Annotated in this window: 26 protein-coding genes; 12 read left to right on the top strand and 14 right to left on the bottom strand. The window is 58.4% G+C overall.

What is annotated here, in order from left to right:
- The first annotated feature begins 29 nt into the window (after nt 1-29).
- Together AC097W_RS13680 and AC097W_RS13675 are read left to right on the top strand one after the other, a co-directional pair.
- Nucleotides 30-527, top strand: a complete 498-nt coding sequence (locus tag AC097W_RS13680; protein WP_479603150.1) for a (2Fe-2S)-binding protein — start codon at nt 30-32, stop codon at nt 525-527.
- Complete coding sequence (locus tag AC097W_RS13675; RefSeq protein WP_479603148.1) at nt 524-2,797, top strand: xanthine dehydrogenase family protein molybdopterin-binding subunit; 2,274 nt, start codon at nt 524-526, stop codon at nt 2,795-2,797. The genes AC097W_RS13680 and AC097W_RS13675 overlap by 4 nt, the downstream gene beginning before the upstream one ends.
- Nucleotides 2,798-2,801: 4 nt before the next feature.
- Here the strand turns inward: AC097W_RS13675 and AC097W_RS13670 are convergent, their stop codons facing one another.
- Complete coding sequence (locus AC097W_RS13670; RefSeq protein ID WP_479603146.1) at nt 2,802-3,257, bottom strand: CBS domain-containing protein; 456 nt, start codon at nt 3,255-3,257, stop codon at nt 2,802-2,804.
- A 92-nt stretch (nt 3,258-3,349) separates the two neighbouring features.
- Between AC097W_RS13670 and AC097W_RS13665 the strand changes: the two genes are divergently transcribed.
- Genes AC097W_RS13665 through AC097W_RS13655 form a run of 3 tightly spaced genes read left to right on the top strand, consistent with a single transcriptional unit; the run spans nt 3,350 to nt 5,875 of the window.
- Nucleotides 3,350-4,660, top strand: a complete 1,311-nt coding sequence (locus AC097W_RS13665) for an O-acetylhomoserine aminocarboxypropyltransferase (RefSeq protein ID WP_479603144.1) — start codon at nt 3,350-3,352, stop codon at nt 4,658-4,660.
- On the top strand, nt 4,660-5,478 hold the full coding sequence (locus AC097W_RS13660; RefSeq protein ID WP_479603411.1) for an alpha/beta fold hydrolase: 819 nt from the start codon (nt 4,660-4,662) through the stop codon (nt 5,476-5,478). The genes AC097W_RS13665 and AC097W_RS13660 overlap by 1 nt, the downstream gene beginning before the upstream one ends.
- Before the next feature lie 58 nt (nt 5,479-5,536).
- Nucleotides 5,537-5,875 (top strand): Mpo1-like protein, encoded by a 339-nt coding sequence (locus AC097W_RS13655; RefSeq protein WP_479603141.1) that lies wholly within the window; start codon nt 5,537-5,539, stop codon nt 5,873-5,875.
- A gap of 3 nt (nt 5,876-5,878) precedes the next feature.
- Here AC097W_RS13655 and AC097W_RS13650 read toward each other — a convergent pair whose 3' ends face one another.
- Complete coding sequence (locus AC097W_RS13650; protein ID WP_479603140.1) at nt 5,879-7,096, bottom strand: YihY family inner membrane protein; 1,218 nt, start codon at nt 7,094-7,096, stop codon at nt 5,879-5,881.
- A 20-nt stretch (nt 7,097-7,116) separates the two neighbouring features.
- Here AC097W_RS13650 and AC097W_RS13645 point away from each other — a divergent pair, with 20 nt between their 5' ends.
- A complete protein-coding gene (locus AC097W_RS13645) occupies nt 7,117-7,524 on the top strand; it encodes a DUF2069 domain-containing protein (protein ID WP_479603138.1) in 408 nt (135 codons plus the stop codon).
- Nucleotides 7,521-8,945, top strand: a complete 1,425-nt coding sequence (locus tag AC097W_RS13640) for an FAD-binding oxidoreductase (RefSeq protein ID WP_479603136.1) — start codon at nt 7,521-7,523, stop codon at nt 8,943-8,945. Before AC097W_RS13645 ends, AC097W_RS13640 begins: the two co-directional genes overlap by 4 nt.
- Nucleotides 8,946-8,977: 32 nt before the next feature.
- Here AC097W_RS13640 and AC097W_RS13635 read toward each other — a convergent pair whose 3' ends face one another.
- Nucleotides 8,978-9,553 (bottom strand): DUF2059 domain-containing protein, encoded by a 576-nt coding sequence (locus tag AC097W_RS13635; protein ID WP_479603134.1) that lies wholly within the window; start codon nt 9,551-9,553, stop codon nt 8,978-8,980.
- Between the two features lie 96 nt (nt 9,554-9,649).
- Here AC097W_RS13635 and AC097W_RS13630 point away from each other — a divergent pair, with 96 nt between their 5' ends.
- From AC097W_RS13630 to xth, 4 genes are read left to right on the top strand one after another with little or no spacing between them, the layout of a single operon-like run.
- Nucleotides 9,650-10,495 carry a thymidylate synthase gene (locus AC097W_RS13630; RefSeq protein ID WP_479603132.1) on the top strand — a complete coding sequence of 282 codons (846 nt, stop codon included), beginning with the start codon at nt 9,650-9,652 and terminating at the stop codon, nt 10,493-10,495.
- A gap of 17 nt (nt 10,496-10,512) precedes the next feature.
- The gene (locus AC097W_RS13625; RefSeq protein WP_479603131.1) at nt 10,513-11,007 is read left to right on the top strand and encodes a dihydrofolate reductase; all 495 of its coding nucleotides are present in this window, start codon (nt 10,513-10,515) and stop codon (nt 11,005-11,007) included.
- 1 nt (nt 11,008) lies between these two features.
- Entirely contained in the window at nt 11,009-11,599 is a 591-nt protein-coding gene (locus AC097W_RS13620) for a DUF4337 domain-containing protein (protein WP_479603130.1), read from the top strand.
- 54 nt (nt 11,600-11,653) lie between these two features.
- A complete protein-coding gene (gene xth, locus AC097W_RS13615) occupies nt 11,654-12,454 on the top strand; it encodes an exodeoxyribonuclease III (protein ID WP_479603128.1) in 801 nt (266 codons plus the stop codon).
- Here the strand turns inward: xth and AC097W_RS13610 are convergent.
- The 11 genes from AC097W_RS13610 to AC097W_RS13560 form a co-directional block, all read right to left on the bottom strand.
- Nucleotides 12,442-13,845 carry a PAS domain-containing sensor histidine kinase gene (locus AC097W_RS13610; RefSeq protein WP_479603127.1) on the bottom strand — a complete coding sequence of 468 codons (1,404 nt, stop codon included), beginning with the start codon at nt 13,843-13,845 and terminating at the stop codon, nt 12,442-12,444. The two genes, xth and AC097W_RS13610, sit on opposite strands and share 13 nt — an antisense overlap.
- 79 nt (nt 13,846-13,924) lie before the next feature.
- On the bottom strand, nt 13,925-15,442 hold the full coding sequence (ntrC, locus tag AC097W_RS13605) for a nitrogen regulation protein NR(I) (protein WP_479603125.1): 1,518 nt from the start codon (nt 15,440-15,442) through the stop codon (nt 13,925-13,927).
- A 27-nt stretch (nt 15,443-15,469) separates the two neighbouring features.
- Nucleotides 15,470-16,528, bottom strand: coding sequence for a nitrogen regulation protein NR(II) (glnL, locus tag AC097W_RS13600; RefSeq protein WP_479603123.1), 1,059 nt, complete (start codon nt 16,526-16,528; stop codon nt 15,470-15,472).
- Between the two features lie 5 nt (nt 16,529-16,533).
- Nucleotides 16,534-17,040, bottom strand: coding sequence for a hypothetical protein (locus AC097W_RS13595; RefSeq protein ID WP_479603122.1), 507 nt, complete (start codon nt 17,038-17,040; stop codon nt 16,534-16,536).
- 185 nt (nt 17,041-17,225) lie between these two features.
- Complete coding sequence (gene glnA, locus AC097W_RS13590) at nt 17,226-18,641, bottom strand: type I glutamate--ammonia ligase (protein WP_479603121.1); 1,416 nt, start codon at nt 18,639-18,641, stop codon at nt 17,226-17,228.
- A gap of 232 nt (nt 18,642-18,873) precedes the next feature.
- Nucleotides 18,874-19,725: a competence/damage-inducible protein A gene (locus AC097W_RS13585; protein ID WP_479603119.1), complete on the bottom strand. Its 852-nt coding sequence runs from the start codon at nt 19,723-19,725 to the stop codon at nt 18,874-18,876.
- The gene (locus AC097W_RS13580) at nt 19,691-20,572 is read right to left on the bottom strand and encodes an EI24 domain-containing protein (protein ID WP_479603117.1); all 882 of its coding nucleotides are present in this window, start codon (nt 20,570-20,572) and stop codon (nt 19,691-19,693) included. Before AC097W_RS13580 ends, AC097W_RS13585 begins: the two co-directional genes overlap by 35 nt.
- Before the next feature lie 39 nt (nt 20,573-20,611).
- The gene (locus AC097W_RS13575; protein WP_479603115.1) at nt 20,612-21,580 is read right to left on the bottom strand and encodes a sterol desaturase family protein; all 969 of its coding nucleotides are present in this window, start codon (nt 21,578-21,580) and stop codon (nt 20,612-20,614) included.
- 29 nt (nt 21,581-21,609) lie between these two features.
- Nucleotides 21,610-22,413 (bottom strand): polysaccharide deacetylase family protein, encoded by an 804-nt coding sequence (locus tag AC097W_RS13570; RefSeq protein WP_479603410.1) that lies wholly within the window; start codon nt 22,411-22,413, stop codon nt 21,610-21,612.
- Between the two features lie 19 nt (nt 22,414-22,432).
- Nucleotides 22,433-23,431 carry a YVTN family beta-propeller repeat protein gene (locus AC097W_RS13565; protein ID WP_479603113.1) on the bottom strand — a complete coding sequence of 333 codons (999 nt, stop codon included), beginning with the start codon at nt 23,429-23,431 and terminating at the stop codon, nt 22,433-22,435.
- Between the two features lie 160 nt (nt 23,432-23,591).
- Nucleotides 23,592-24,359 (bottom strand): 16S rRNA pseudouridine(516) synthase, encoded by a 768-nt coding sequence (locus tag AC097W_RS13560; RefSeq protein WP_479603111.1) that lies wholly within the window; start codon nt 24,357-24,359, stop codon nt 23,592-23,594.
- 76 nt (nt 24,360-24,435) lie between these two features.
- Between AC097W_RS13560 and AC097W_RS13555 the strand changes: the two genes are divergently transcribed.
- Nucleotides 24,436-25,971, top strand: coding sequence for a DUF3369 domain-containing protein (locus tag AC097W_RS13555; protein WP_479603109.1), 1,536 nt, complete (start codon nt 24,436-24,438; stop codon nt 25,969-25,971).
- The last annotated feature ends 194 nt before the right edge of the window (nt 25,972-26,165 follow it).

The following is a 26,165-nucleotide window of genomic DNA, read 5'->3' as shown; positions in this document are numbered from 1 at the left end:
TTGCGTCCAGTTCACATCTGGAGTTAAACGTGCAATTGACCATCAACGGCAAATCGCTGCAAACCGAAGCCGACCCCAATATGCCCTTGCTATGGGTTCTGCGAGACGTCCTGAACATGACAGGTACCAAGTTCGGATGTGGCGTTGCCGCGTGCGGCGCGTGCACTGTGCACATCGACGGGCAGGCCGTTCGTTCCTGTGTGATGCCCCTGTCTGCTGTAGCCGGCAAGCGCATAGACACCATCGAAAGCTTGGGTACTTCCGAAAAACCCCACGCCCTGCAAAAGGCCTGGATTGCCGAGCAAGTACCCCAGTGCGGCTACTGCCAGAGCGGCATGCTGATGGCAGCAGCGTCTTTACTGGCCCGCACCCCAAAACCGTCCGATGCGGATATTGATGCCGCGATGACCAACATTTGCCGCTGTGGAACGTATCCACGCGTGCGCGCCGCCATTCACCGCGCTGCAGCCGAATTGGCCGGCGCACCGGCCGTCGCCAGTGCCTCGACCCTGGAGAAGCAAGCATGAAAAGACGCACATGGTTGTTGAGCGCTGCGGGCGCTGCGGGAGCGCTGGTAGTTGGGTGGGGGGTTATGCCGGCACGCTCGCGCATGGGCAGCGGAGATTTGATGGCGCTGCAATCCGGCGAGGTGGCCTTCAACGGCTGGATCAAGATCACCAGCAGCGGCCAGGTCGTGATGGCCATGCCCCGCAGCGAAATGGGCCAGGGCGTGCACACCGCACTGCCCATGTTGGTCGCAGAAGAGTTGGACCTGCCGCTGAGCGCCGTGCGCCTGGAGCAAGCGAGCGCTGACAAGATCTATGGCAATGTGGCCATGCTGGTAGGCAGCCTGCCCTTTCATCCATTGGATTCGGAAGGCGGCGAAAAACCGGCAAAAGTCCGGGTTGGCGAATGGATGGTAGGCAAGATTGCCCGTGAACTGGGCATTAACGCCACCGGTGGTTCGTCCAGCGTCGCTGACGCGTGGGACGTCGTGCGCATGGCTGCTGCGACCGTGCGGGCCAGCTTGCTGGAGGCGGCGTCGGCCCAATGGAAAGTTCCTTTGGCCGAGTTGCAGATTAAGGACGGTGCAGTAACCCATGCCAGCGGGAAGTCCGCACATTTCGGTGAACTGGCCCAGGCCGCAGCGGGCATTCGGCCAACCCACGTAGCGCTCAAAGAGCGAAAAGACTGGAAGCTGATTGGTCAATCGGCGCCACGTGCCGACATTCCGGCAAAAATCAATGGCACAGCCCAGTATGGTCTGGATGTGCGCCTGCCGGGCATGCTGTTTGCCGCTGTGCGCCACTGCCCCATGATTGGTGGCTCGGTCGGCACACTGGACGACAAGGCCGCTTTGGCAATGGGAGGGGTGCAGGGCCTGGTTCGGCTGGCTTCGTACGGGGAGTCAACCGAAGGCTTTGCCGTGGTGGCAACGACCTGGTGGCAGGCGCAGCAGGCAGCCCTGACAGCCGATGTGAAGTGGCTACCGCGTCCGGCAGGGAATCTGGATTCCGCCAAAATTCGCGACGCGCTGGAAGCTGCGGTCAAAAGCCCGGATGGCCATACATTTCATGAGAGGGGCGACATTGCGCAGGCCGAACAACAGGCAGCCCGCAAGATTGAGAGCCTGTACAGCGCGCCTTACCTTGCACACGCCACACTGGAACCGATGAACTGCACCGCCGTCGTGGCGGGTGGCAAGGTGGAAGTGTGGGCTCCGACCCAAGTGCCACAAATGGCCCGCGCGCTTGCGGCGAGGGTAGCAGGTGTGGATATTGAAAACGTCACACTGCATGTCACCTTGCTTGGAGGAGGGTTTGGCCGGCGACTGGAAGTGGACTCGGTGGGTCAGGCCGTGCGTGTGGCGATGGAAACCGGTGGCAAGCCCGTGCAACTGATCTGGTCCCGCGAAGAGGACACTACCCATGACTTCTATCGCCCCATGCATGTGGCGCAGCTCACGGGTAGCCTGGATGCCCAGGGAAACGTGACCGGCCTGCGCATTGCATCTGCCGGCGACGCCATCACCCCGCGCTGGATGGCGCGCGGTATTCCTGCGCTATCTGGCCCGTTCGACACACCCGACAAAACAACCGCGGAAGGTTTGTTTGATTTGCCCTATGGCTTTGCCAACCAGAAGATGGTGCATGCGGCCACCCGGATGGGCGTCCCCGTGGGCTTTTGGCGGTCGGTCGGCCATTCCCACAATGCGTTCTTTTCAGAAAGCTTTGTGGACGAACTGGCCGCTTCCACGCAACAAGACCCTTTGGCCTTGCGGCGCAAGCTGCTGGCGCAGGCGCCGCGCTATCTCGCCGTACTGAACCTGGCGGCAGACAAAGCGGGCTGGGGCAAAGCTCTGCCTGCAGGGCATGCCCACGGCATCGCGTTGCATGAGTCTTTTGGTTCCATCGTGGCAGAAGTAGCCGAAGTTTCCTTGCAAGACGGCAAAACTCCGCGCGTGCATCGGGTGGTCTGTGCCATTGACTGTGGCACCGTCGTCAACCCCGGCATCGTGGCCCAGCAAATGGAAGGGGCCGTCGTGTTCGGCCTGACCGCCGCACTGTATAGCCGGATCGACATTGTCGACGGCGCAGTGCAACAAAGCAGTTTCCCCAGTTACCCCATGGTCAAGCTGGCAGAATCACCGATTGTTGAAACCTGGATTGTGCCCAGCGAACGCCACCCCGGTGGCGTCGGTGAACCGGGTGTACCCCCTCTGGCGCCCGCGGTAGCCAACGCGTTGTTCACACTGACTGGCAAGCGCCAGCGGAGCCTGCCCTTGCTCAGCGTTTGACGTTTCAGCCCGACGCGGAATTATCTTCGTCGGGCCAGTCGCGAATGTAGGCCTTGAGCATCTTGTTCTCGAAGTTCTGGCTGTCCACCACGGTCTTGGCCACATCATAGAAGCTGATGACGCCCATCAGCATGCCCTTGTCCATCACCGGCATGTAGCGGGCATGGCGATCCAGCATCATGCGTCGCACTTCATCCATATCGGTTTCCAGGGTGCAGATGAGTGGCCCCGAATCCATCGCACGGTAAACCGTTGTGGCGTCGAACGAGCCCCCATTTTTCACTACCGCCTGAATGACCTCGCGAAAGGTGAGCATTCCCACGACCAGTCCGTGAGAAATAACGACCAGGGAGCCAATATCACGTTCCGCCATCAAAGTGGCAGCATCTGCCAGCGTATCTTCTGGTGTGATGGTGTAGAGCGTGGTGCCCTTGACGCGAAGGATGTCGCTGACTTTCATGATTCTTCCTCTTGACACATGATTGGATTTTGTGAACTCAATATAGCCCACAATCGCGCAGTTGCACCATCTTTTACACCCCGGAGAACCCTATGCCCGGCTACGCTGACCCCGGATTCGACACACTGGCCCTGCACGCAGGCGCCGTTCCCGACGCCACTGGCGCGCGGGCTGTGCCCATTCACCTCACCACCTCGTTTGTTTTTGAGTCCAGTGAGCATGCGCAATCGCTGTTCAACCTGGAACGTGCAGGACACGTCTACAGCCGCATCAGCAACCCCACCAACGCGGTGCTGGAGCAACGTGTGGCTGCACTGGAGGGCGGCATTGGCGCCATTGCCGTCGCCAGCGGGCAAGCCGCGTTGCACTTGAGCATTGCCACACTAATGGGCGCGGGCTCGCACATTGTGGCCAGCACTGCGCTGTATGGCGGCTCGCAGAACCTGCTGCACTACACCATGCGCCGCTTTGGCATCGAAACAACCTTTGTGAAGCCGGGCGATATTGAAGCATGGCGAGCGGCCATTCGCCCCAATACCAAACTGTTGTTTGGCGAGACCGTGGGCAACCCCGGGCTGGATGTGCTGGACATTCCCACCATCTCAGGCATTGCGCACGACGCGGGCCTGCCCCTGCTGGTGGACTCCACTCTCACCTCCCCCTGGCTCATGAAACCGCTGGCACTGGGGGCGGATCTGGTTTACCACTCGGCCACCAAATTTTTGTCGGGCCACGGCACCGTGATTGGTGGCATTGTGGTGGATGGCGGCAGTTTTGACTGGGCCAAAGCGTATGCCGCGAGCGGAAAATTTGCCGAGTTGGCGGCGCCCTACGATGGCTTTCACAACATGAATTTCAGCGAAGAAAGCACCGTGGGAGCCTTCTTGCTGCGTGCCCGCCGGGAAGGCCTTCGCGACTTTGGTGCCTGCATGAGTCCGCACACTGCCTGGCTGATTTTGCAGGGCATAGAGACCCTGTCGCTGCGCATGACGCGCCACATGAGCAATACCGAACGCGTGGTGCAGTTTCTGGCCGGCCAGCCCTTTGTGGGTCGCGTTGGCCACCCCATGCTGGAGAGCCACCCCAGCCACGCGCTGGCGCAAAAGCTGCTTCCAAAGGGCGCAGGCTCGGTTTTCAGCTTTGACCTCAAGGGCACTCGGGAACAAGGCAAAAAATTCGTCGAGACCCTGAAAGTATTCAGTCACCTTGCCAACGTGGGTGACTGCCGCAGTCTGGTGATTCACCCTGCCAGCACCACGCATTTCCGCATGAGTGACGAGGCGCTGGCCGGTGCAGGCATCACCCAGGGCACGATTCGCCTGTCCATCGGGCTGGAAGATTCGGACGATTTGATCGACGACTTGAAGCGCGCATTGAAAGCCGCAGAAAAGGCAGGTGCATGATGGAACTCACCGTCAATGGCGCTCCCAGCTATTGCTACACCGGCGGCAAGCCCTTTGATGCGGCCAAGCCCACTGTGGTGTTCATCCACGGAGTGGTCAATGACCACAGCGTCTGGATTTTGCAAAGCCGCTACCTGGCCAACCATGGTTGGAATGTGCTGGCAGTGGACCTGCCCGGGCACTGCCGAAGCGCCGGCGAAGCACCCTCCACCGTCGAAGAAGCCGCCACCTTCATAGGCGCCTTGCTGGACGCAGCTGGCGTGCAAAAAGCCGCGCTGGTCGGCCACAGCTGGGGCTCGCTCATCGCACTGGAGACCGCGTCCCGACTCAAAGACCGCATCACCCACCTGGTGCTGGTGGGCACCGCCTTCCCGATGAAGGTGTCCCCGGTGCTGATTGAGGCGTCACTGAACGAGCCCGAAAAAGCCCTGACCATGATCAACGTGTTCTCCCGCAGCACGCTGGCCGCGCCCCCTTCCGCGCTGGGCCCTGGCACATGGGTGTATGGCCTGGGAATGGCACTGGGGGGCCGCGTACTGGCCAGCAACGCAAAAGTCAACGTGTTCCACCGTGGATTCAAGGCGTGCGACAGCTATGTAAACGGTGAAGCCGCGATCGAGAAAATCACCTGCCCCGTACTGTTTTTGTTGGGTGCGCAAGACCAGATGACCTTGCCCAAGGCCGCTCAGACCCTGATTACAAAAGCACGCGCCTCTGGCAAGTCCGTGCAGATCACCCATCTACCGGTAGGCCACCACCAGATGACTGAGGCGCCGGAAGAAACGCTGTCTGCCATTCGGGATTTTCTGCAAACCTGAGTGCGCCGGTAAATTTTTTGACTGATCGCTTAGACTGCAAAAAAACAGGAGACAAACCATGAACACCAGCAGCACCGCCGGCCAGGGCATAGACCCACGCAGCTTCAGCACCTTTGATGCGTTTTACCCTTTCTACCTCAGCGAGCACAGCAACCGGATCTGCCGACGCCTGCATTTTGTCGGTTCCACGCTGACCCTGGTATGTCTGTCCATGCTGGCCATCACCGGTAAGCCGCAATACTTTTTATATGGGTTGCTGTGTGGCTACGGATGCGCTTGGGTCGGCCACTTCGGATTTGAGAAAAACAAACCCGCCTCCTTCAAACGACCCCTTTACAGTTTCATGGGCGACTGGGTGATGTACAAAGACATCTGGACGGGCAAGGTAAAGCTATAACTTTCATAGCGCGTCACGCAGGCTGCTTGTGGGCCAGCGGCCGTTTTTCCATAATTTTTCAGTCACCGGGCTGTGTGGCAGCAACAGGGTGCGAATCAGCGGCTCCAACGCGGTTTGCTGGGCATCCACCAGCAACACATAGCGCGCCTCGGCTTCCACAGCCCCACCTTCACTGAGCCGACCAATCCAGTCAATACCCATCACGGCCTCCAACACTGGCTCAAGCCGCAGCGCATCCGTCTGCAGTGCAGAACACAACTGGCTGGTGGTCTTTCCTTTTTCAGATTGATCTCTGGCCTGGTCCAGTTGCTTCAAGACCTCCAGCGCCAACTGAAACTGCCAACCGTGCCCGGTACGCCTGCGCGGAATGCCGGCAATCAGGCTCGGGACATAGGCCGTCAGCGCAGCGCCCAGCAGCACGATGACCCAGGCCACGTAGATCCAGACAAGCAGAATCGGCACCGTGGCAAACGCGCCGTACACCACCGAATAGGTAGGTACCTTGCTCAGGTACAAGGCAAGTATTTTTTTGGCCAACTCCATCCCGCTAGCAACGAACAATCCGCCCATCCAGGCGTGCCCCCAGCGCACATGGGTGTTGGGCACATAGTGAAACATGGCCGCCATGCCGCCGGCCACCAGAAAAAATTGCAGCGAATCCAGAATCAGCGTCACGCCGCCCGGCAGTCCGCCCACCACGCCTTTGGAGGCAGACACGACGTAGGAAGTAATGCTCAGACTCACACCCAGCAACAAAGGACCCAGGGTGATCGCAGACCAGTAAATGAGCACGCGCTGCCCAAACGGCCGGGGCGTGCGCACGCGCCAGATGCTGTTGAGCGTGCGGTCAATGGTGAATATCAGAGCCAGCGCCGTGCCCAGCAGCACGGCAAGCCCGGCCACACCCAGCTTATTGGCTTGGCCTGCGAACTGGTTGAGGTAGCCCAGCACCTGGCGCGCAATATTGTCTGGCACCAGGCTTTCTATCAGCCACTTTTGCAGCACATCCTGAAACTTGGCGAACATCGGAAACGCGGTGAATACCGCCAGCGCGACCGTAATAAAGGGCACCAGAGCAATGGTGGTGGTAAAAGTGAGGCTACTGGCAGTCAAGCCCAGACGGTCTTCCCTAAACCGCTCGCGCAGGGTGTAGACAGCCTCAAACCACGGGATATGGGCGGCGTCTTGAAGCCAACCCTGGAAACGCTGAAATGCTTGCATGCCGCTATGATGCCACCGACATGAACACACCCACCGATACCGCAAACACCGTAAAACTCATCCGATGGCTCGCGGTGGGAAGTCTTTTGGGCCTCATCGCGCTGGCGCTGAGCTGGGAGCTGGTGCTTGCGCCCCTGCGACCCGGTGGCTCCTGGCTGGCGCTCAAGGCGCTGCCCCTGTGCATTCCCCTGGCGGGCTTGCTCAAGAACCGCATGTATACCTACCGCTGGGTCAGTCTGCTGGTATGGCTCTACTTCATCGAAGGCGTCGTGCGCGCCTGGAGCGACAAAGCACCGGGCAACGCCCTGGCCATGGTCGAAATTGTTCTTTGCTTGACGCTTTTTGCCGCCTGCGTGCTGCATGTGCGCATGCGCCTGGGAAGCAGAAAAAGTTCCCGCCTGACTGAAACCTCCGACTCGACACCATGACCGAACACGCGACACTGCTGGATGCACTGCGCCAAATCGTTGGCCCAGCCAATGTATTGACCGAAGGCGATTTGAGCGCCTTTGAACAGGACTGGCGCAAACGCGAGCGCGGCAAGGCGCTGGCGGTGGTGCGCCCCGCGTCCACCCTCGAAGTGGCGGCGGTCATCAAAGCGTGCGCGACTGCAGGCGTCAGCGTCGTGCCCCAAGGCGGCAACACCGGCATGGTCGTGGGCTCCACACCCGATGCCAGTGGCACGCAAGTGGTACTGAGCCTGCTGCGCATGAACCAGGTGCGTGCACTCGATGGCGCCAACCTCACCATCACGGTCGACGCGGGCTGTGTGCTGCAGACCATTCAGGAAACCTGCGAGAAAGCAGGCTTCCTGTTTCCCTTGAGCCTGGCTTCCGAAGGCAGTTGCACGATTGGCGGCAATCTGGGCACCAACGCAGGTGGCACGCAAGTCGTGCGCTACGGCAACACCCGCGAGCTGTGCCTGGGCCTTGAAGTGGTGACGCCGCAGGGCGATATCTGGGATGGCCTCTCGGGTCTGCGCAAAGACAACACCGGGTATGACCTGCGCCACCTGATGATTGGCTCGGAAGGCACGCTGGGTGTCATTACGGCGGCCACCATGAAGCTGTATCCCCTGCCCCTGTCGCAACTCACCGCTTTTGCCGCGGTTCCGTCGCTGGACGCGGCAGTCGAACTGCTGGGCCTGGCGCATCGCCATCTGGGCTCGGGCCTGACAGGCTTTGAAGTCATGGGCCAGTTTGCCCTGCGTTTGGTGGTTAAACACTTCCCACAGCAAAAGGTGCCGCTTTTTGAAAGCGTTCCGTACTGCGTGGTGCTGGAGAACTCGGACCACGAGTCTGAAACCCATGCGCGCGCCTCGTTCGAGCACCTGCTGGAAGCCGCCATGGAGCAAGGCTGCGTCACCGACGCGGTGGTGGCCGAGAGCATCACCCAGGCGCGTCAGTTGTGGCACATCCGCGAGAGCATTCCATTGGCCCAGGCGCAGGAAGGCCTTAATATCAAACACGATATCTCGATTGCGGTGTCACGCATTCCCGAGTTTGTTCGTATCACAGACGAACTGCTGCAAAAAGCCTTCCCGGGCGTGCGGCTGGTGAACTACGGCCACTTGGGCGACGGCAACCTGCACTACAACGTGCAAGCACCCGAAGGTTGCGATGCGGAAGCCTTCCTGAAGGATCAGGAAAAAGGCGTCAATGCCGTGGTGTACGACATGGTCGATCAATTCAGCGGCTCCATCTCCGCCGAGCACGGCGTAGGCAGCCTTAAGCGTGACAAGCTGGAGCAGCACAAATCGCCGGTAGCACTGGGTATGATGCGCGCCATCAAACAGGCGCTGGATCCACAGAACCGGATGAACCCAGGGCGGGTGCTATCAATTAAGTAGCTGCCCACGCATATTTCGCGGGGGCTACAACCCTATTTCTTCGCCGGCTTGGCGGCTGGTTCAGATGCTTTGGCCGCGGCCGGTGGTGGCAAGCCGAGGTCTTTAGCTATCACCTGTTCCAGCGCACTGACTTTCGGCATGACCAGGCTCTGCGTTTGAGACACCAGCTTTTCACCCAGGGCCTTCTGGAATTCGCCACCCATTTGCATGTATCTGCGATTGAGCGGCGACTCAATGATGGCGATCAACTGCTTGAGTTCTTCTTCGGTGAATCGATCATCCAGCAGCGTGCCAATGGTCGATGGCGCCAGCTTCACGGCCTGTTGCCGGACCAGAGGGCTCACCTCATCCACATATTGCTTGAGATCCTGCTGGACCTGTTTTGCCACCGCCTCACGCTTTTCAGGCGCCACGCGGGTTTGCAATGCCACACCGGCTTGCTGCTGCAATTGCAGCGCGGGACGCTCGACAAGCATTTGCGCGGTCTGCTCGATCGCCGGTTGTTGCAGTACCAGGATACGGGCAACCAGGTCCTTTTTGGAAGTGGATGATTGCGCGTGGCTCGCTGTGGCCAGCAGCAGCAAGGCCAGAGTAACAATTTTTTTCATTTCAGTCACCTTGTATGCGTAGGATCAGGGCACTACTGTAACTCTGCCGGCAGCTTCCCACTAAAATTCCGCGTTAACCCGCAGCCCTGGCCCCACATGACACCATCCACACCCGATCGCCCCATCCGCTCGCAATACGAAGACTTCATGCGCCATGTGGAGACCCACGGCGTTTTCAAAGCCGACCGCACCGGCACCGGTACCCAAAGTGTGTTTGGCCACCAGATGCGCTTCGATCTGAATGAAGGTTTTCCGCTCATCACCACCAAGAAGGTCCACCTGCGCTCCATCATTCAGGAACTGCTGTGGTTTCTGACTGGCTCCAGTAGCAACAACTGGCTGAAAGAACGTGGCGTCAGCATCTGGGACGAGTGGGCGCGTGACGACGGCGACCTGGGTCCGGTCTATGGCGTGCAATGGCGCAGCTGGCCCACACCGGATGGGGGCCACATTGACCAGATTGCCCAAGTCATCAACACCCTCAAGTCCAACCCTGACTCGCGCCGCATCATTGTCAGCGCCTGGAACGTGGCCGACCTGGACAAGATGGCGCTCATGCCCTGCCACGCATTCTTTCAGTTCTACGTGGCCCCGGCCAACGAGCCGGGTGGCAAAGGCAAACTGAGTTGCCAGTTGTACCAGCGCAGCGCCGATATTTTTTTGGGCGTGCCCTTCAACATTGCCAGTTACGCACTGCTCACGCACATGGTGGCGCAGCAATGTGATCTGGACGTGGGTGACTTCATCTGGACCGGTGGCGACTGCCACATCTACAGCAATCACCATGAACAGGTGGAATTGCAACTGAGCCGCGCGCCCTTCGCCTATCCCACGCTGCAGATCAAGCGCAAGCCGGCGTCGATATTCGACTACGAATACGAGGACTTTGAAGTGCTGGGCTACGAATGCCACCCCGCCATCAAAGCGACAGTAGCGGTCTAGCGCGTCGCGCTGATTACATGAAACTACATCTGATTTTTGCGCGTGCGCGCAACGGAGTGATTGGCAATGCCAATACCCTGCCCTGGCACCTGCCCGAAGACATGGCCCATTTCAAACGGGTCACCCTGGGCTGCCCGGTCATCATGGGCCGCAAGACCTGGGATTCACTGCCCGCCCGTTTCAGGCCACTGCCGGGGCGCGTGAATGTGGTGGTAACGCGTCAGACAGATTGGCAGGAAAATGGCGCCCAGCCCGCACACAGCCTGCACGAGGCGCTACAGTTTTGTGAGCAAAATGCTGTCGTCTGGGTGATTGGTGGCGCCCAGCTGTATGCCTTGGCGCTTCCGCTGGCCGACTCTGCCGTGGTCACCGAGATTGACGCCGACTTTGAAGGCGACGCCTTCGCTCCCCCCTTCGGGCCGCAGTGGGTTGAAACCACCCGCGACAGCCACACCTCGGTCAACGGGCTGCCTTTCAGCTTCGTGACCTACCAACACAACAAAGGTACTTGATATGTCTTCAGATGGATTCCACGTACACGGCCCCCACGACCATGAAATCGAACACGCACAGCAGGGTGGCCACGGCAGCCATGGTGGGGGCGGCATGATCAACCAGATCGCCATGTTCACCGCCATCATTGCGACAGTGGGCGCCCTCTTCTCGTACATGGGAGGAGCCACCCAGGCCAACGCCGGGCTCTACAAAAACAACGCGGCGATCAAGAAGACGGAAGCCTCCAACCAGTGGAATTTCTTTCAGGCCAAAAGCACCAAACAGTCTCTGGCTGAACTGGCACGCGACCTCGCGCCAGCCGACAAAAAAGAGACCTACCAGGCCAAAGTAGACCGCTACGAAAAGGAAAAGGGCGAGATCAAGCTGGGCGCCGAGAAGATGGAAGCAGAAGCCACCACGTGGGATCACCAAAGCGAAGAGCAGATGCACCAGCACCACCGCTGGGCGCAGGCAACCACCGTGCTGCAGGTCTCCATTGCACTCGCAGCCATTGCCCTGCTGACCAAGAAAAAGTGGCTGGAATACGGCATGTTCGCCGGCGGCGCCATTGGCACGGTGGTCGGCATACTGGCCGCGCTACACATTTGATAGCTCCCCACGCATGCTCAGCGGGGGCTAGCGCTCTAAATACCTGTAAAAATAATGAAACTTGCCACTTGGAACATTAATTCCCTCACGGTCCGACTGCCACAGGTTCTGGACTGGCTCGCTGCGAACCCGGTTGATGTATTGGCACTGCAAGAGTTGAAGCTGACGGACGACAAGTTTCCAGCGGCCGCATTCCAGGCCGCGGGCTACCACGCACAGTGGTTTGGACAGAAAACGTACAACGGTGTGGCGCTGCTGTCGCGCACGCCCCCCAACGATGTGGTCAAAAACATCCCCGGATTTTCTGACGATATGTCCCGCGTGATCGCTGCCACCTATGCGCTGCCATCCGCATCAGATGCGACGCCACAAGACATTCGGGTCATCGGCGCCTATTTCCCCAATGGCCAGGCTCCGGGTAGCGACAAGTTTGAATACAAGATGGAGTGGCTCAAGGGCCTGCGCAATTGGGTGAAGGACGAGTTGTCCAGACATCCCAATCTGATTCTGATGGGCGACTACAACATCACGTTTGATGATGCAGATGTGTGGGACCCCATCGGGCTGAAAGACACCATCCATTGCACCGAAGAAGAACGCTACCACCTGCGTGCACTGATCGCGCTGGGTCTGCACGACAGCTATCGGCTGTTTGAACAGCCCGAGAAAAGCTACTCCTGGTGGGACTACCGGGATTTCGGCTTTCGCCGCAACCGCGGCATGCGCATTGACCACATTCTGGTCAGCGACCCGCTCAAAGGATTGGCGACGGGTTGCACCATCGACAAAACTCCGCGCAAGAACGAGCGCCCCAGCGACCACGCGCCGGTCGTGCTGGAAATTCAGGCCGCCTGACCCGCTTCAGGGGGTCGCATCGGCAGACGCAACGAAAACGTTGCGCCCTGACCTGGATGGCTGCTTACATCCACCTTGCCCCCCATTACCGAGGTGACAATGTTCAGCACGATGTGCAGACCCAAGCCTGAGCCCCCTTGGCCGAGACGGGTGGTAAAAAAGGGATCGAATACCCGTTTGATGTTCTCCGCATCGATGCCAGCCCCATCGTCGCTGACCAAGATTTCTACTTCCTGCGAATCCAGTGCACGAGCGGCTATTTGAAGGGTACCGGCGCTACCCTCCGCAAAACCATGGGTCATTGCATTGACGATGAGATTCGAAAAGACTTGCCCCAGCGGACCCGGATAGCTGTCCATTTCCAGAGCACGATCGATATTCACCCTGACAGCACAGCCTGACTTGCGGATCGCTGGATTCAGCGTCACAAGAATTTCAGATACCACCTCCAGTAATACAAAGCGCCGCCGCTGTGCGCTCGCCTGATCCACGGCCACCTGCTTGAAACTGCGAACCAGTTCACCGGCCCGGGTGAGATTACGTACCAGCACCTCAGCCCCAAGGCGCGCGTCGGCAACGAACTGATCCAGCGTTGATCGCCGCAGCCCCTGTTCCACGGCCTGCGCCAATTCAGCGACGCGGTGCTCGAATGTTGTCGCCACGGTCAAGCTATTGCCGATGGGCGTGTTGAGTTCATGGGCGACTCCCGCCACCAGAGAGCCCAGTGCTGCCATTTTTTCGGAACGAACCAGTTCGTCCTTGGCGCGCTCCAGCGTTCCCAGCGCATCCGCCAACTCGACATTGGCTTGCTCCAGACTGAGAGTTCTCTGGCGCACGCGAGCTTCCAGCTGTTGGTTGAGCTCGAGTATTTGCTGCTGTGCCGCGCGCTGAGCGCTCACGTCCTGCACGGCCAGCATCATGTATTTTTCGCCAGCGACATCGAAGACGCTGGCAGACACCTTGTTGTAGTAGGGATGCCCCTGTTTATGCAGGAAAGTGACATCCACATCACGCACCTCGCCGTCACGGCGAATGCTCTGGATAATACGGTCGCGCTGCTCCGGCACGACCCAAACCCCCAGTTCATTGGAGGTCCGACCGATCGCCTCCTCGTAGGTGAAACCCGTCATGGCTTCCCAATTGCGGTTAACTTCCACAAAGCGGCCGTCTGCAATGCGGGTGATCGTGAGCGTCTCCGGCACCAGATTGAACACTTTGGAAAAGATGGCATCGCGCAGCCCTTGCGATGCGTCGGAGTGGCCGTCCAACACCGCTTCAATGGGCAAGTCACCGATACTGGCGGCCCTGTTTCCAGCCCCCAGTCTCCACCCCGCCCAGAATAAAAATCCGGCGCCCGCTACTGCAGCAACCCAATCCCATGACACAGCCATGAATCATTCGCTCCGTACTTGCCTTCCACCCCTGTGCGGGATTATGACTTGCAAACGCGAAGCAAAAAACGGGGTGAATCTACTCCAGCCCCAGTTCCTGGATTTTGCGGGTAATCGTATTGCGGCCAATGCCCAGCTTGTGTGCAGCCTCAATGCGGCGCCCTTTTGTATTGGCAAGTGCCGCCAAGATCAGCCGCGATTCAAAGCGGCGCGTCAAGGCATCCCACACGTCAGATTGACCCGCACCCAGCAAGGACACGGCCTCCAGTTCCAGCTCAGCCTCCCACCCGGTTGCAGGTGTACTCTGGGCTGGTAATGGAATGGGCACATCGGCCACATCCGGCTCCGCAGTGAAAGATACGGCAACGATTGCTGGCGAGGACGGGGCGGACTTCACCGCCTGGGCTGCGGCCGTCGGTGCAACATCCGGACGTGATACACCCACTTCGGGCGGTAGATCCTTGGGTTCAATGACCTGTGCTGGCGCCATCACCGTCAGCCAGTGGCAAATGTTTTCCAACTGCCGCACGTTACCGGGAAAGCCAAAAACTTCCAGCCAAGCCAAAGAGGCCTCAGAAATACGCTTAGGCTCCACACCCAGTTGCTTCGCGCTTTGCTGCAGAAAGTGCCGCGTCAGCATGGAAATGTCTTCTTTGCGCTCCCGCAGGGCCGGCAGGCGCAAACGGATCACGTTCAGACGGTGAAACAGATCCTCACGGAACACGCCGTCCTTGACGCGTTGCTCCAGGTCCTGGTGGGTCGCAGCAATCACCCGCACATTGGTCTTCACCGCGCTGTGGCCGCCTACGCGGTAAAAATGCCCGTCGCTCAGCACCCGCAGCAAGCGGGTCTGCAATTCAAACGGCATGTCGCCAATTTCATCCAGAAACAGGGTTCCACCATCGGCTTGCTCAAACCGGCCGCGGCGCATGGTCTGCGCGCCAGTGAAGGCACCGCGTTCATGGCCGAACAGTTCGCTTTCCAGCAAGTCCTTCGGGATTGCTGCAGTATTGATAGCAACAAACGGCCCATTGGCGCGTGGTGAATGCTTGTGCAGTGCACGGGCCACCAGTTCTTTGCCCGAACCCGATTCGCCCGTGATCATGACTGTGACGTTGCTCTGGCTCAATCGACCGATGGCGCGAAACACATCCTGCATCGCGGGTGCCTGGCCCAGCATCTCCGGGGCCTCAGCCATGCGTTCTTCGGCCACTTCCTCGCGCTGGCTTTCCTCGACCGCACGGCGAATCAGCTCGACCGCTTTGGGCAAATCGAAAGGTTTGGGCAGGTACTCAAAGGCCCCCCCCTGAAAAGCACTCACTGCGCTGTCCAGGTCGGAAAACGCCGTCATGATAATCACGGGCAGGCCCGGATGCTTGGCTTTGACTTTTTCCAGCAAATCCAGACCCGAGCCACCCGGCATGCGAATGTCGCTGACCAGAATTTGCGGTCCGTCATCGTCTGATGCCGTGTTCAATGCGGCCAATACATCCCGTGAATTGGAGAAACTGCGCGTGGGCAGGTGCTCGCGCAGGAGTGCTTTCTCCAGTACGAAGCGGATGGACTGGTCATCATCTACGATCCAAATCGGCTTCATGTTCTTTGCGTCCCCAAGTTCTGGCTATTACGGAAGCGGAATCAATATTTTGAAATCCGTACGGCCTGGCACGCTATCGACTTCGATCAATCCATGGTGCTGCTGTACAAAGGTTTGCGCCAATGTCAGCCCCAGCCCGGAGCCGCCTTCCCTGCCCGACACCAGCGGATAGAAAATGCGGTCCTTGATCGAATCTGGCACACCAGGTCCGTTGTCAATGACATGCAATTCCAATGCCAACCGGTAGCGCTGTTTGCCGAAAGTTATCTGCCGCGTGACGCGGGTACGAAATGTCAGTAGCGCATCCCCTGCCGCAATGCGCTCAGACAGCGCCTGACAGGCGTTGTGAGCAATGTTCAATACCGTCTGAATCAACTGCTCACGATCACCCCGAAACTCCGGGATTGAGGTGTCGTAGTCCCGAACCACACGCAAACCCTTGGGAAACTCGGCCAATATGAGAGAACGAACCCGCTCGCACACCTCATGAATATTGACATCGCCCACCATGTGCGGGCGCCGATGAGGCGCCAGCAAACGATCGACCAGACTCTGTAGCCGATCGGCTTCGTGGATGATGACCTGGGTGTATTCGGTCAGCTCGGGTGACTCCATTTCCATTTCCAGCAACTGTGCAGCACCCCGAATGCCGCCAAGCGGATTCTTGATTTCATGTGCCAGGTTCCTGATGAGTTCCTTGTTGGTTTGCGCCTGCTCGGCCAGCCGCTCTTCACGGTCCTGTCGGGTTTGCTGCTCCAAGGGGATCATCTCAACAATGATCTCTTCTATTGGCTCGGTGCGGGTGATGATGACGTGCACCGGCATGGGTTCCTGCCCCAAGCGCTTGAGCCAGGCGTCGTAACGGAGGGCCGAAAATTCGTTTTCGCTCGCACCTTCGAGCGCACTTTGCAACTGCAGCGGTTCCGTGAACACTTCGGAAAAGGAGGACCCCACGATCATGCGCCGCGAGGTTCCCAGTGCGTCCTCAAGGGCTGAGTTGGAAAACACCACCGATGCGTCGGATCTCACCACCGCAACCAGTGTGGCTAACAGGTCAAATAGCGAAAACCGGGCTGGCGCGTCCACGCGGGTTATTTCGCTGCAGAAGCGCCTGAACCAGTGGTCACCCTGCCCAGCTCACGCCGTATGCCTGCGATATCGCTCTCGTTGCGGCTGATATTGGCCTTGAGCTCCGCAATTCGGTCCACATACTTCTGGTTATTACGGTGCTCGGGGCCCAGCTTTTCTGGTTCGCCGTTGTTGTATTCCTTGAGTAACTCGGCCTGGCGCGCTTCGGCCTTTTTCAACTCGGAATCCAGAATCATGCGGGCATCGGAATCTTTGGCGCGCTGATCGCCTGAGTCGATGCGCTGACCAGGCTGTGATGCGGCTGGAGCACGCGCAGCCGTTGCAGGGTTGGGGCGCTGGGATTGCACGACCGTCACGTTGCCGCCACTGATGGGCTTGCAGCCTTGTGCCCTTGGATCTTGCAGCGTGTTGGTATAGACGTTGTTGTCGCATTTGTAAATGCGCTCTTCTGCCCAGCTGGAAGTAGCAACCAGCGAAGCAACAACGGGGATCAGATATATCGTTTTCATTCGGTGTCCACGCATCAAAGTGCAAGGGCTGTCAGGCCAGTATGCGCCAAAATTGGCCAGATCATAAAGCGCCCAGCGGCTCAAGACTTTATTGGACTTCAATTGAGCAAATAGGTTGCAAAAAAAAGGACGGCTTTCGCCGTCCCTATTAACTCACCGTCTGGCTGCCAAATTGACAGCAAGTGTTACAGGGAGTAATACATGTCGAATTCGATGGGGTGCGTAGCCATGCGCAAACGCGTCACTTCACCCATCTTCAGTTCGATATAAGCGTCGATCATGCTGTCGCTGAACACGCCGCCCTTGGTCAGGAAACCACGGTCTGCGTTGAGGCAGTCCAGGGCCTGATCCAGGCTGTGACAAACGGTTGGGATCAACGCATCTTCTTCGGGTGGCAAATGGTACAGATCCTTCGTGGCTGCTTCGCCAGGGTGGATCTTGTTTTCCACACCGTCCAGACCCGCCATCATCAGGGCAGAGAAGCCCAGGTACGGGTTCATCAGTGGATCAGGGAAACGCGCTTCGATACGACGACCCTTGGGGTTTGCCACGAATGGAATGCGAATGGAAGCCGAGCGGTTTTTAGCCGAGTAAGCCAGCTTCACCGGTGCCTCGTAGCCTGGAACCAGGCGCTTGTAGCTGTTGGTGCCTGGGTTGGTGATGGCGTTCAATGCACGTGCGTGCTTGATGATGCCACCAACGTAGTACAGGGCGAAGTCAGACAGACCAGCATAGCCGTCGCCAGCAAACAGGTTCTTGCCGTCTTTCCAGATGGATTGGTGCACGTGCATGCCGGAACCGTTGTCGCCAACGATGGGCTTGGGCATGAACGTCGCGGTCTTGCCATAGGCGTGCGCGACGTTTTGAACCACGTACTTGAGCATCTGGGTCCAGTCCGCGCGCTGAACCAGCGTGCTGAACTTGGTGCCAATTTCATTTTGGCCAGCGCCTGCCACTTCGTGGTGGAACACTTCAACGGGAATGCCCAGTGATTCGAGAATCAGGGACATTTCAGCGCGCATATCCTGCGTGCTGTCGACTGGTGGCACAGGAAAGTAGCCGCCCTTGACGGTAGGACGGTGGCCCTTGTTGCCGCCTTCCATTTTCTTGCCCGAATTCCAGGGTGCTTCGCCTTCGTCGATTTTGAAGAAGGTGCCGGACATGTCGGTATTCCAGCGCACGTCATCAAAAATGAAGAACTCTGGCTCAGGACCGAAGAACGCCGTGTCACCAATGCCAGACGCCTTGAGGTAGGCTTCAGCGCGCTTGGCGATGGAGCGTGGATCACGGTCATACGCTTTGCCGTCCGCAGGCTCGACCACGTCGCAACTCATGAACATCGTGGTTTCTTCAAAGAATGGATCGATGTTGGCGGTATTTGCGTCAGGCATCAGCTGCATGTCGGAGGCTTCAATGCCCTTCCAGCCGGCGATGGATGAACCGTCGAAGGCGTGGCCCGATGTGAACTTGTCTTCGTCAAAATGGGAAACAGGCACAGTCACGTGCTGCTCTTTGCCGCGGGTATCGGTGAAGCGGAAGTCAACAAACTTGACTTCATTCTCTTTCACCATTTTCATCACGTCTGCGACGGTCTTGGCCATCAAATACTCCTGTTGCACGGTTGTAAAAAAATTGCCTTGTCCACAATGCAGCTTTTGTGCCAAAAACCGAATTGCAGCTTATTTTGATAAAGCGCTCTATTTTGCCCTGAGATTTATGGTTTTTTTGCTCCCTATGTCAAAGACATGCGACGGCTTCCCACTCAGCAAGCCCTTCACCAGAGCAAATGCACCATTATCGGACCCCCAATTGCCGCACTTAGTTGGTGCAAAATTATTCGCGCACCAATTCAGGGCCAAGGCGGGCATTCAATCTCAATAAGCCAGCCCGCATTGCTTCATAGGCTGCGCCAGCCGCCACAGGTTCTCCCTTGACGCCCAATTCGATGTGGCGCCCATATTCGGCGTGATCCACACTCGGCAAACTGAATACCTTCACCGCATGCGTGCCTTCAATTTCCTCCATCAGTGGGGTGAGCGCCGCTTCCATGGCACCAAACACGATCACGGACCGTTCAATCCAGGCGTTTTGGGTAAACAAATGCGGGTAATGCGTGTCCAGCACCCATTCAATCATGGGCCAGGCCATCACGGGGAAACCGGGTACGAAGTGAACGCGGCCATTCCCGGCGCCTGCACAGCTGAAGCCCGCGATTTTGTTGAATGGATTGGGAATGATCTGAGCGCCCACCGGAAACATGCCCATGTTGAGCCGGTGCGCGTTGTCGCTGCGATCGGGTTCACAGGGCACGCCTTGCTCCCGTGCCAGATCCTGCATACGCTCGCGGATCAGCGCTTCAGCTTGCGGATGCAAAGCCAGCTCCAGACCCAAGGCCCTTGCAGCGCACTGGCGCGTGTGGTCGTCCGGCGTGGCACCGATGCCACCGGTCGAAAAGAGCACGTCACCGGATTCAAACGCACGCTTCAATGTTTCGGTAATGCGGTCGGGATCGTCACCAACGTAGTGGGCGTAATCGAGTTGCAGTCCGCGCGCCTTCAGCAACGCGATGACTTTGGGCAGATGCTTGTCTGCTCGCTTGCCGGAAAGAATCTCGTCTCCAACAATGATCAGCCCAAAGCGGACTGCGGGTTCAGGGGATAGGGTTTGGTCCAGAGGCTTTGTCATCCGGCAATGCTAACGCGTCAGGTGGCGCAGCCGCAACATTTGCCCTAGCAGTCGACTCAGCCCGAAGGGATTGCAGTGCGTACAGGCTGAAGTGCGCGAACCAGAGCGACGAGAACGCAAACACCAGCGTGTAAATCCAGATCGCCACCGGCACCAGAATCACGAACATGGAGGCAAACAGTACGCCCGAAGCCCACACAATGCTGGGTGCGGCCCCCAAAAAACCGGTGATGACGCCAATACCCAACAGCCAACCACGGTGGCGACGAAAAATCTCGCGACGCTCATCTTTGCTGGCGTGATCTGCCAGCGCATCAAATGCCATCACACGGTAGGTGAGCCAGCCCCAGATGAGGGGGGGCAAAATCATGATCAAGGGGGGCACCAGCCAAAGAGGTGTCGACACGACCAAGGCAACCAAGGCCAGCAAGGTCGATCCCAGTGACCACACAATACTCAGCAATGTCGAGCCACCACGCTTGCGCTCAAGCTTCGGAAAACGGTTTCGCGCTACCAGGAAAACCAGCGCGGGCGTCATCATGACTGCCACAGCGAGCAACGAGACCACCACCAGCACCGGTGTTACTGCAAAGATAACAATCAGCGGCCCCGCTACGACCTTGACCTTGCCAGCGCCTATGCCCTCCAGCCAGCTCCACACATTGTTGAATACGGTTGAGGATTCCAGCAGGGAGCTCACCCAATCCAGTGCGGGATACCAATAAAAATACCCGAGACCCAGCGCCAGAACGGCCATTAAAACCAGTGGCAATAGCGAAAGGAGAATCACCCGTGGGTGCAGGCAGTACGCTACTGCGCGCCAGAAGGAGTCAAGAAAGAGATTCATGGGCCAAGCATAACGTTCTGGCACCGGGGCGGTTCTGCGTCAGGCCCGGCCTGCAAGGCGCTTGATGCCCTGCCACTGCTGGCTCCAGAAGCCGCGCCCATAGTCGCGCCCCTGCTCCGCCTGGTCCCGCACGCCGGTGGCCTCAAAGCGCTGCTCAAAATTCGCGGTGCCAAACAGCATGTCCCACCACGGCAGCAATACCCCGAAATTGTGTCCTCCCAAGGTTTGCTTGCCCGCCGACTCGTGCCCGATGCCAATCGCATGGTGCAGTCGATGAAAGCGCGGACTGACCCAGAGACGCTCACCGACGCGGCCAAACCAGAGGCGAAGGTTGGCATGCTGAAAACTTTCGCTGAGCTGGGTGAACGCAACGATGGCCACAAACTGCCCCGGCGCAATGCCAATCAGCTGCGCCAGAACGACCATCAACGTATCCCGCAGCACGTCATCCAGCAAGTGGTTGCGGTTGTCGCTCCACATCGTCATCTGGCGCTGGGCATGGTGCAAGGAGTGCAGGCTCCACCACCACTCGAACTGGTGTTGACTGCGGTGCAGCCAATAGTTGAAAAAATCCAGCGCAACCAGGTACATCAACAAACTAACAACCGGTTGGTCGGTCACACCCGGCCACATGGCATCCAGTTGGAAGGTCTCCCATCCCGCTACCCGCAAGGCGCCAAACCACTGGTCGAAGAGCGGACTGAGCGTGAAAAACAGCACCAGCCTGAACAGCCCCAGCCGGTGGATCACGGTGTAGAGCATGTCGGTGCGAATGGTGGCCGAGTCGACAACAGCCTCCACCGGTCGCCAGCGTTGCAGTGGCCCGATCACCGCAATCAACACGAGCAGTTGCAACAGGCCGACCAAAAGCCAGCCCGTGGCCGCATAGCCATCATCCAGCAGACTGGCCATGCCAAAGAAAAACATGAGCGGCTGCACCAGCACTTCAAAAAGCCACGCCTGCGCCGAAGAAAAGGCGTTGGCAAACGCATCGAGAAATGAATTCACAGCGGACCCGACATCATTGGGGACGCCGGCTATTGACCGTGCGCCGCAATCCAGCTTTTATAGGCTGGATGCTCACGCAAGGTCTGGAAACAGAAACCTTTGGCCTTGAGGCCGACAATCAAGGGCTCCAGTACGGCGGGTCCCCAAGGGTCTTTGCGCGACCAGATGCCAAGGTGCGCCATCAGGATGTCACCAGGGCGGATATCCCGCAACGCCTTGCCCAGCAAGGCGTCATTGCTGAATTTCTCGCTGGGCAGCTCATCCCCCAAAAAGCCGGCGGGAGCCCATCCCACATGCGCATAGCCGCAAGCCTTCGCTGCGGCCAGCAAGCGTGGCGAAGTCTTGCCGCCAGGCGCACGAAACAAGGGCAACGTCTTCTTGCCGGTAAAGTCCTGAAGGCGCTGCGCGGCATGGTCGATCTGACCGCAGTATGTAGCGGCATCCCAGGTGAATTCACGCCCTTCAAACGCACCCGACGTGGGGCGAATGCGAAACCGGGGCTCTACACCGGGTAGATCACCGCGCCAATACGCATGATCATAGGTATGGGAAGCAAATTCGTGCCCTTCAGCGGCCCGTGCTTTCCACCAGGGAGCCCAGTAGTTCCCGAGGCTGCCGTCGCCCTCCTTGGTGCGCTCATTGGCCGCAAAGAAGGTAACCTTGACATTCTGGCGGTTGAGCACCTCAGCCACCAGTGGTGCAATCTCCATATGCCCCGTGTCCAGCGTCAGATACAACGGCTTTTCACAAGACTTTTGCGCACTAGCCCCCGTGGATACTGCACAAGCAGCTATGAAAATAATAGCAAGCTGCAACGACTGGCGACAAGCCATCACCACACCCGTAGTCACGTTATTGCCGCGGCGCATGGTCCAGCGTCCAGACGCCATGGGGTGATTTTCCAACCTTGATCTGGCGTACGACCTGCCGCGTCCGGGTATCAATCACGGTGAGTTTGCCGGCCCAGCGTGACGCCACGTAAATGAACTGACCATCGGGAGACACATCCATGTCATCCGGCCCACTGGGTGCGTCAAAGGTATCAACCACCTTCATGGCCAGGTAATCGATTTTGCTGATGGTGTTGGCCACCCGGTTGCTCACGAACACATGGTGCTTGTCACCGGCGGCGCGAAACGAATGCGCGCCCTTGCCGGTTTTCAGCAGTTGCAGCAACTTCGGCTTGGCTCCGGTCACGTCATACACTTCCACGCCGTCGCCTCCGGTCAGGCCTACGAGTAACAATTTGTCGTCTGGTGTACCGAAAACATCGGCAGGCATGGGCCCGGTAGGACTGCGCCATTTGATGGTTTGGGTCGGCAAATCGATGGCCACCAGTTCATCGCTGTCCTGCATCGTGCTGTAAATGGTGGTGCTGCTGCTGTCAATCCAGAGGTGGCTTGGCGTCTTGCCCGTGGGCACGCGCTTGGCCAGGACCAACTCGGAACCGTCCCAGTGGTAAATGTCCACATGGTTCAGACGATTGGCAGCGGTCACAAACCATTTCATATCAGGAGAAAAACGCAGCTGGTAGGGATCAACAATGCCTCGGACCACTCGCTGAACTTCAGCGGTCTTGGGGTCAATAAACGTCAGTGAATCGCTCAATGCGTTGGCAACGATGATGGACTTCTGGTCCGGAGAGAGGTACAGGTGGTGCGGCTCCTTACCCGTAGCAATACGCCGTATCTCCTTCCAGCTCACGGGATCGATTACGCTCACGTTGGCGTCAAGGGAGTTGAGCACAAAAACCGGCTTCGCCTGTGCCCAAACCCCGGAAGGAGCGGCCAAGGTGGTGCCCGCGGCGGCCAGCAGGGCAATCCGGGCCAGCGAGCGGTTCAGGCAGCGCATCAAAGAAGCAGTTCGAGAAGCAATAGTCGTCACAGCAAGTCACTTTACGGGTAGGACACGAGTTTAGTCGCCAACCCCGTATTTTCCCCTAGTTGGAAGCGGAATGTATGACTTGGCTCAAGTCAGACACACACAAGCCACAGCCCGCCGCCTCGAAGGGTCAGACTGCTGCCTTGACCTGCAGTTTTTCCAGATCTTCTGCCCTCAGCCAGCGCCACTGCCCCGGCGCCAGGTCAGCGGGTAACTCCAGCGCACCCATTTTTGACCGGTGCAAGCCTTCTACGCGGTTGCCCACGGCCGCCAGCATACGCTTGACCTGGTGGTATTTGCCCTCGGTCAGGGTCAGGCGCAGGTGCAAGGAAGCACCGTCTGCATCAACGATCTCGCAGGCAGCGGCTCGCACGGGCTTGGGGTCGTCATCCAGCACGACACCTGCCAGCAGGCGCTCGACCTGCTTGTTGTCCAGAGGATGCTTGGCCGTGACTTCGTAAACCTTGGGGCTGTGCTTCTTGGGAGAGCTCATGCGGTGAATGAACTGGCCGTCATCACTCAGCAACAACAAGCCCGTGGTGTCCTGGTCAAGCCGCCCTACCGCCTGCACGCCCTGCACGGCGCTTTTTTGTGGGCGCAACCGCAGTGGCGACGGAAGCAGGGTGTAGATGCTGGGGTAGGTGGAGGGCTTTTGAGAGCATTCGGTGCCGGCGGGCTTGTGCAACATCACATAGGCCTTTTCGAAATACTCCCAGTCCACGCCCTGAACCCGAAAACGCAGACCTTCTGCTACAAATTCCGTAGCTGATTGCGCACAAAGCACGGGGGCTACGGCATCTTTTGACGAATAAACCTCAACAAAACCCTGTTGAATGAGACCGGCACACACCCTGCGTGTACCAAAACCCTGCGAATAAAGAATGTCCTGTAACTGCATGGACCGTAGTATCGCAGCCACAATCCTATAAACTGATTTCAAAGCACGTTTTCCACCTTGCCGGGGCCCCCCCGTTATGTCAGACGATCTGGTTTTTTGTGAAGAACAGTCCGAGCTGACTCCCGTCAGGCGACTCACTCCCTGGCAGGTGCTGGTAGTGGACGACGATCCCGCGGTCCATGAGGTGACGAAGCTGGTAATGGCCGGTTTCGAGATGGACGGCCGTCTCCTGCAGTTTTCGCATTGCTACAGCGCAGCCGAGGCGCGCGCGAAATTGGGTGCCCCCAACGATATCGCCCTGATCCTGCTGGACGTTGTCATGGAGACGGAGCACGCCGGGCTTGATCTGGCACGCCATATTCGCGAAGACATCGGAAATGTCAATGTGCGCATCATCTTGCGCACAGGACAGCCGGGTCAAGCGCCAGAAGAGCAGGTCATCCGAGATTACGACATCAACGATTACAAAGAGAAGACCGACCTCACACGGCGCAAGCTGATAACGGTCTTTTATGCAGGATTGCGTGCTTACCGGGATTTGATGCGCATTGAACATGCACGCCAGGGATTGCGCCGCTCAATTGAAGCCATCGGCCAGGTCTACGAGTCGCACACGTTGCGCAGCTTTGCTTCTGCCGTGCTGGAGCAGGTCAACTTTCTGCTGGACCTCAATGGCGAGGGTCTGTGCGCCAGCCACCTGGCAGCCTACACCGCGAGTACGAATGGCGGCCATATCAGGGTGCTCGCGGCAACCAAGGCCTATGCCCGCCTCATGATCGACGAAGAGGTTGCCAACCTGCCTGTCGAAGTGCAGATCGCCCTGAAGCGGACCTTGAACGAAAAAACCAGCCACCATGGCGACCAGTATTACGCTGGGTACTTTCGCACGCAGTCAGGCAGCGAGAGCACCATTTACATGTCGTTCCCTGAATCCATCAATGAAGCGGCTCGCGAACTGCTCGAGGTCTTTTCGAAAAACGTGGCGATCGCCTACGACGGACTGCTCTTGCGCGAAGATACCGAGTGCGCCCAGAACGACACCATTGCCATTTTGGGGTGGGCCATCGAGAAGCGCGGTGGCGAACCCACCCAGGATCGCCATTTGCACCGGGTGGGTCTGATTGCAGCCTTGCTGGCGGCCCAGAGCGGAGTCAACGAGCGAGACGCGGGGCTCATCCGGGTGGCTGCAACACTGCACGATACAGGTAAGGCCCGCATACCGCACGAGATATTGACCAAACCCGGCCCATTGACTGCCGAGGAGTGGGAGACCATGAAAACCCATGCTCGCGAGGGCCACACTCTCTTGTCCCACTCCAGATCGCAGCTGCACAAGCTGGGTGCTGTGATCGCGCTAGAGCACCATGAGCGGTGGGATGGTTCCGGTTATCCGCAGAACCTCCAGGGCGAGCAAATCAGCCAGGCAGGCCGGATTGCTGCGGTCGCTGACGTACTGGATTGCCTGATCAACAGCAGCTGCTACAAGAAAGCATGGTCACTTGCAGAGGCGTTTGCGTACATGAACTCTCAATCCGGCAAACATTTTGACCCCGAGTTGATTGCATTGCTCAATTCCAATCGGCAAGCAATAGAAAAAATATATGCAAACTGAGACTTTTTACCGAAACCAGCCCATTGCAGTCCTCCAACCACCACTTAACCGGTGTTAGACGGTTTTAGTGCAATTACTGGGTATACCGTTTATCGTGGCCGATGATTCCGGTATCGTGACCGGTCGTTCCGGGGATCGTGACCGACGGAATGAGCCAGTCAGACACAGCGCGCTTTGAATTGTAGGTAGTCTGG

The sequence above is a fragment of the Rhodoferax sp. GT1R46 genome (assembly GCF_056521285.1).
Note: the sequence above shows the minus strand (reverse complement) of the source record. Positions and strands in the feature narration are given on the sequence as shown.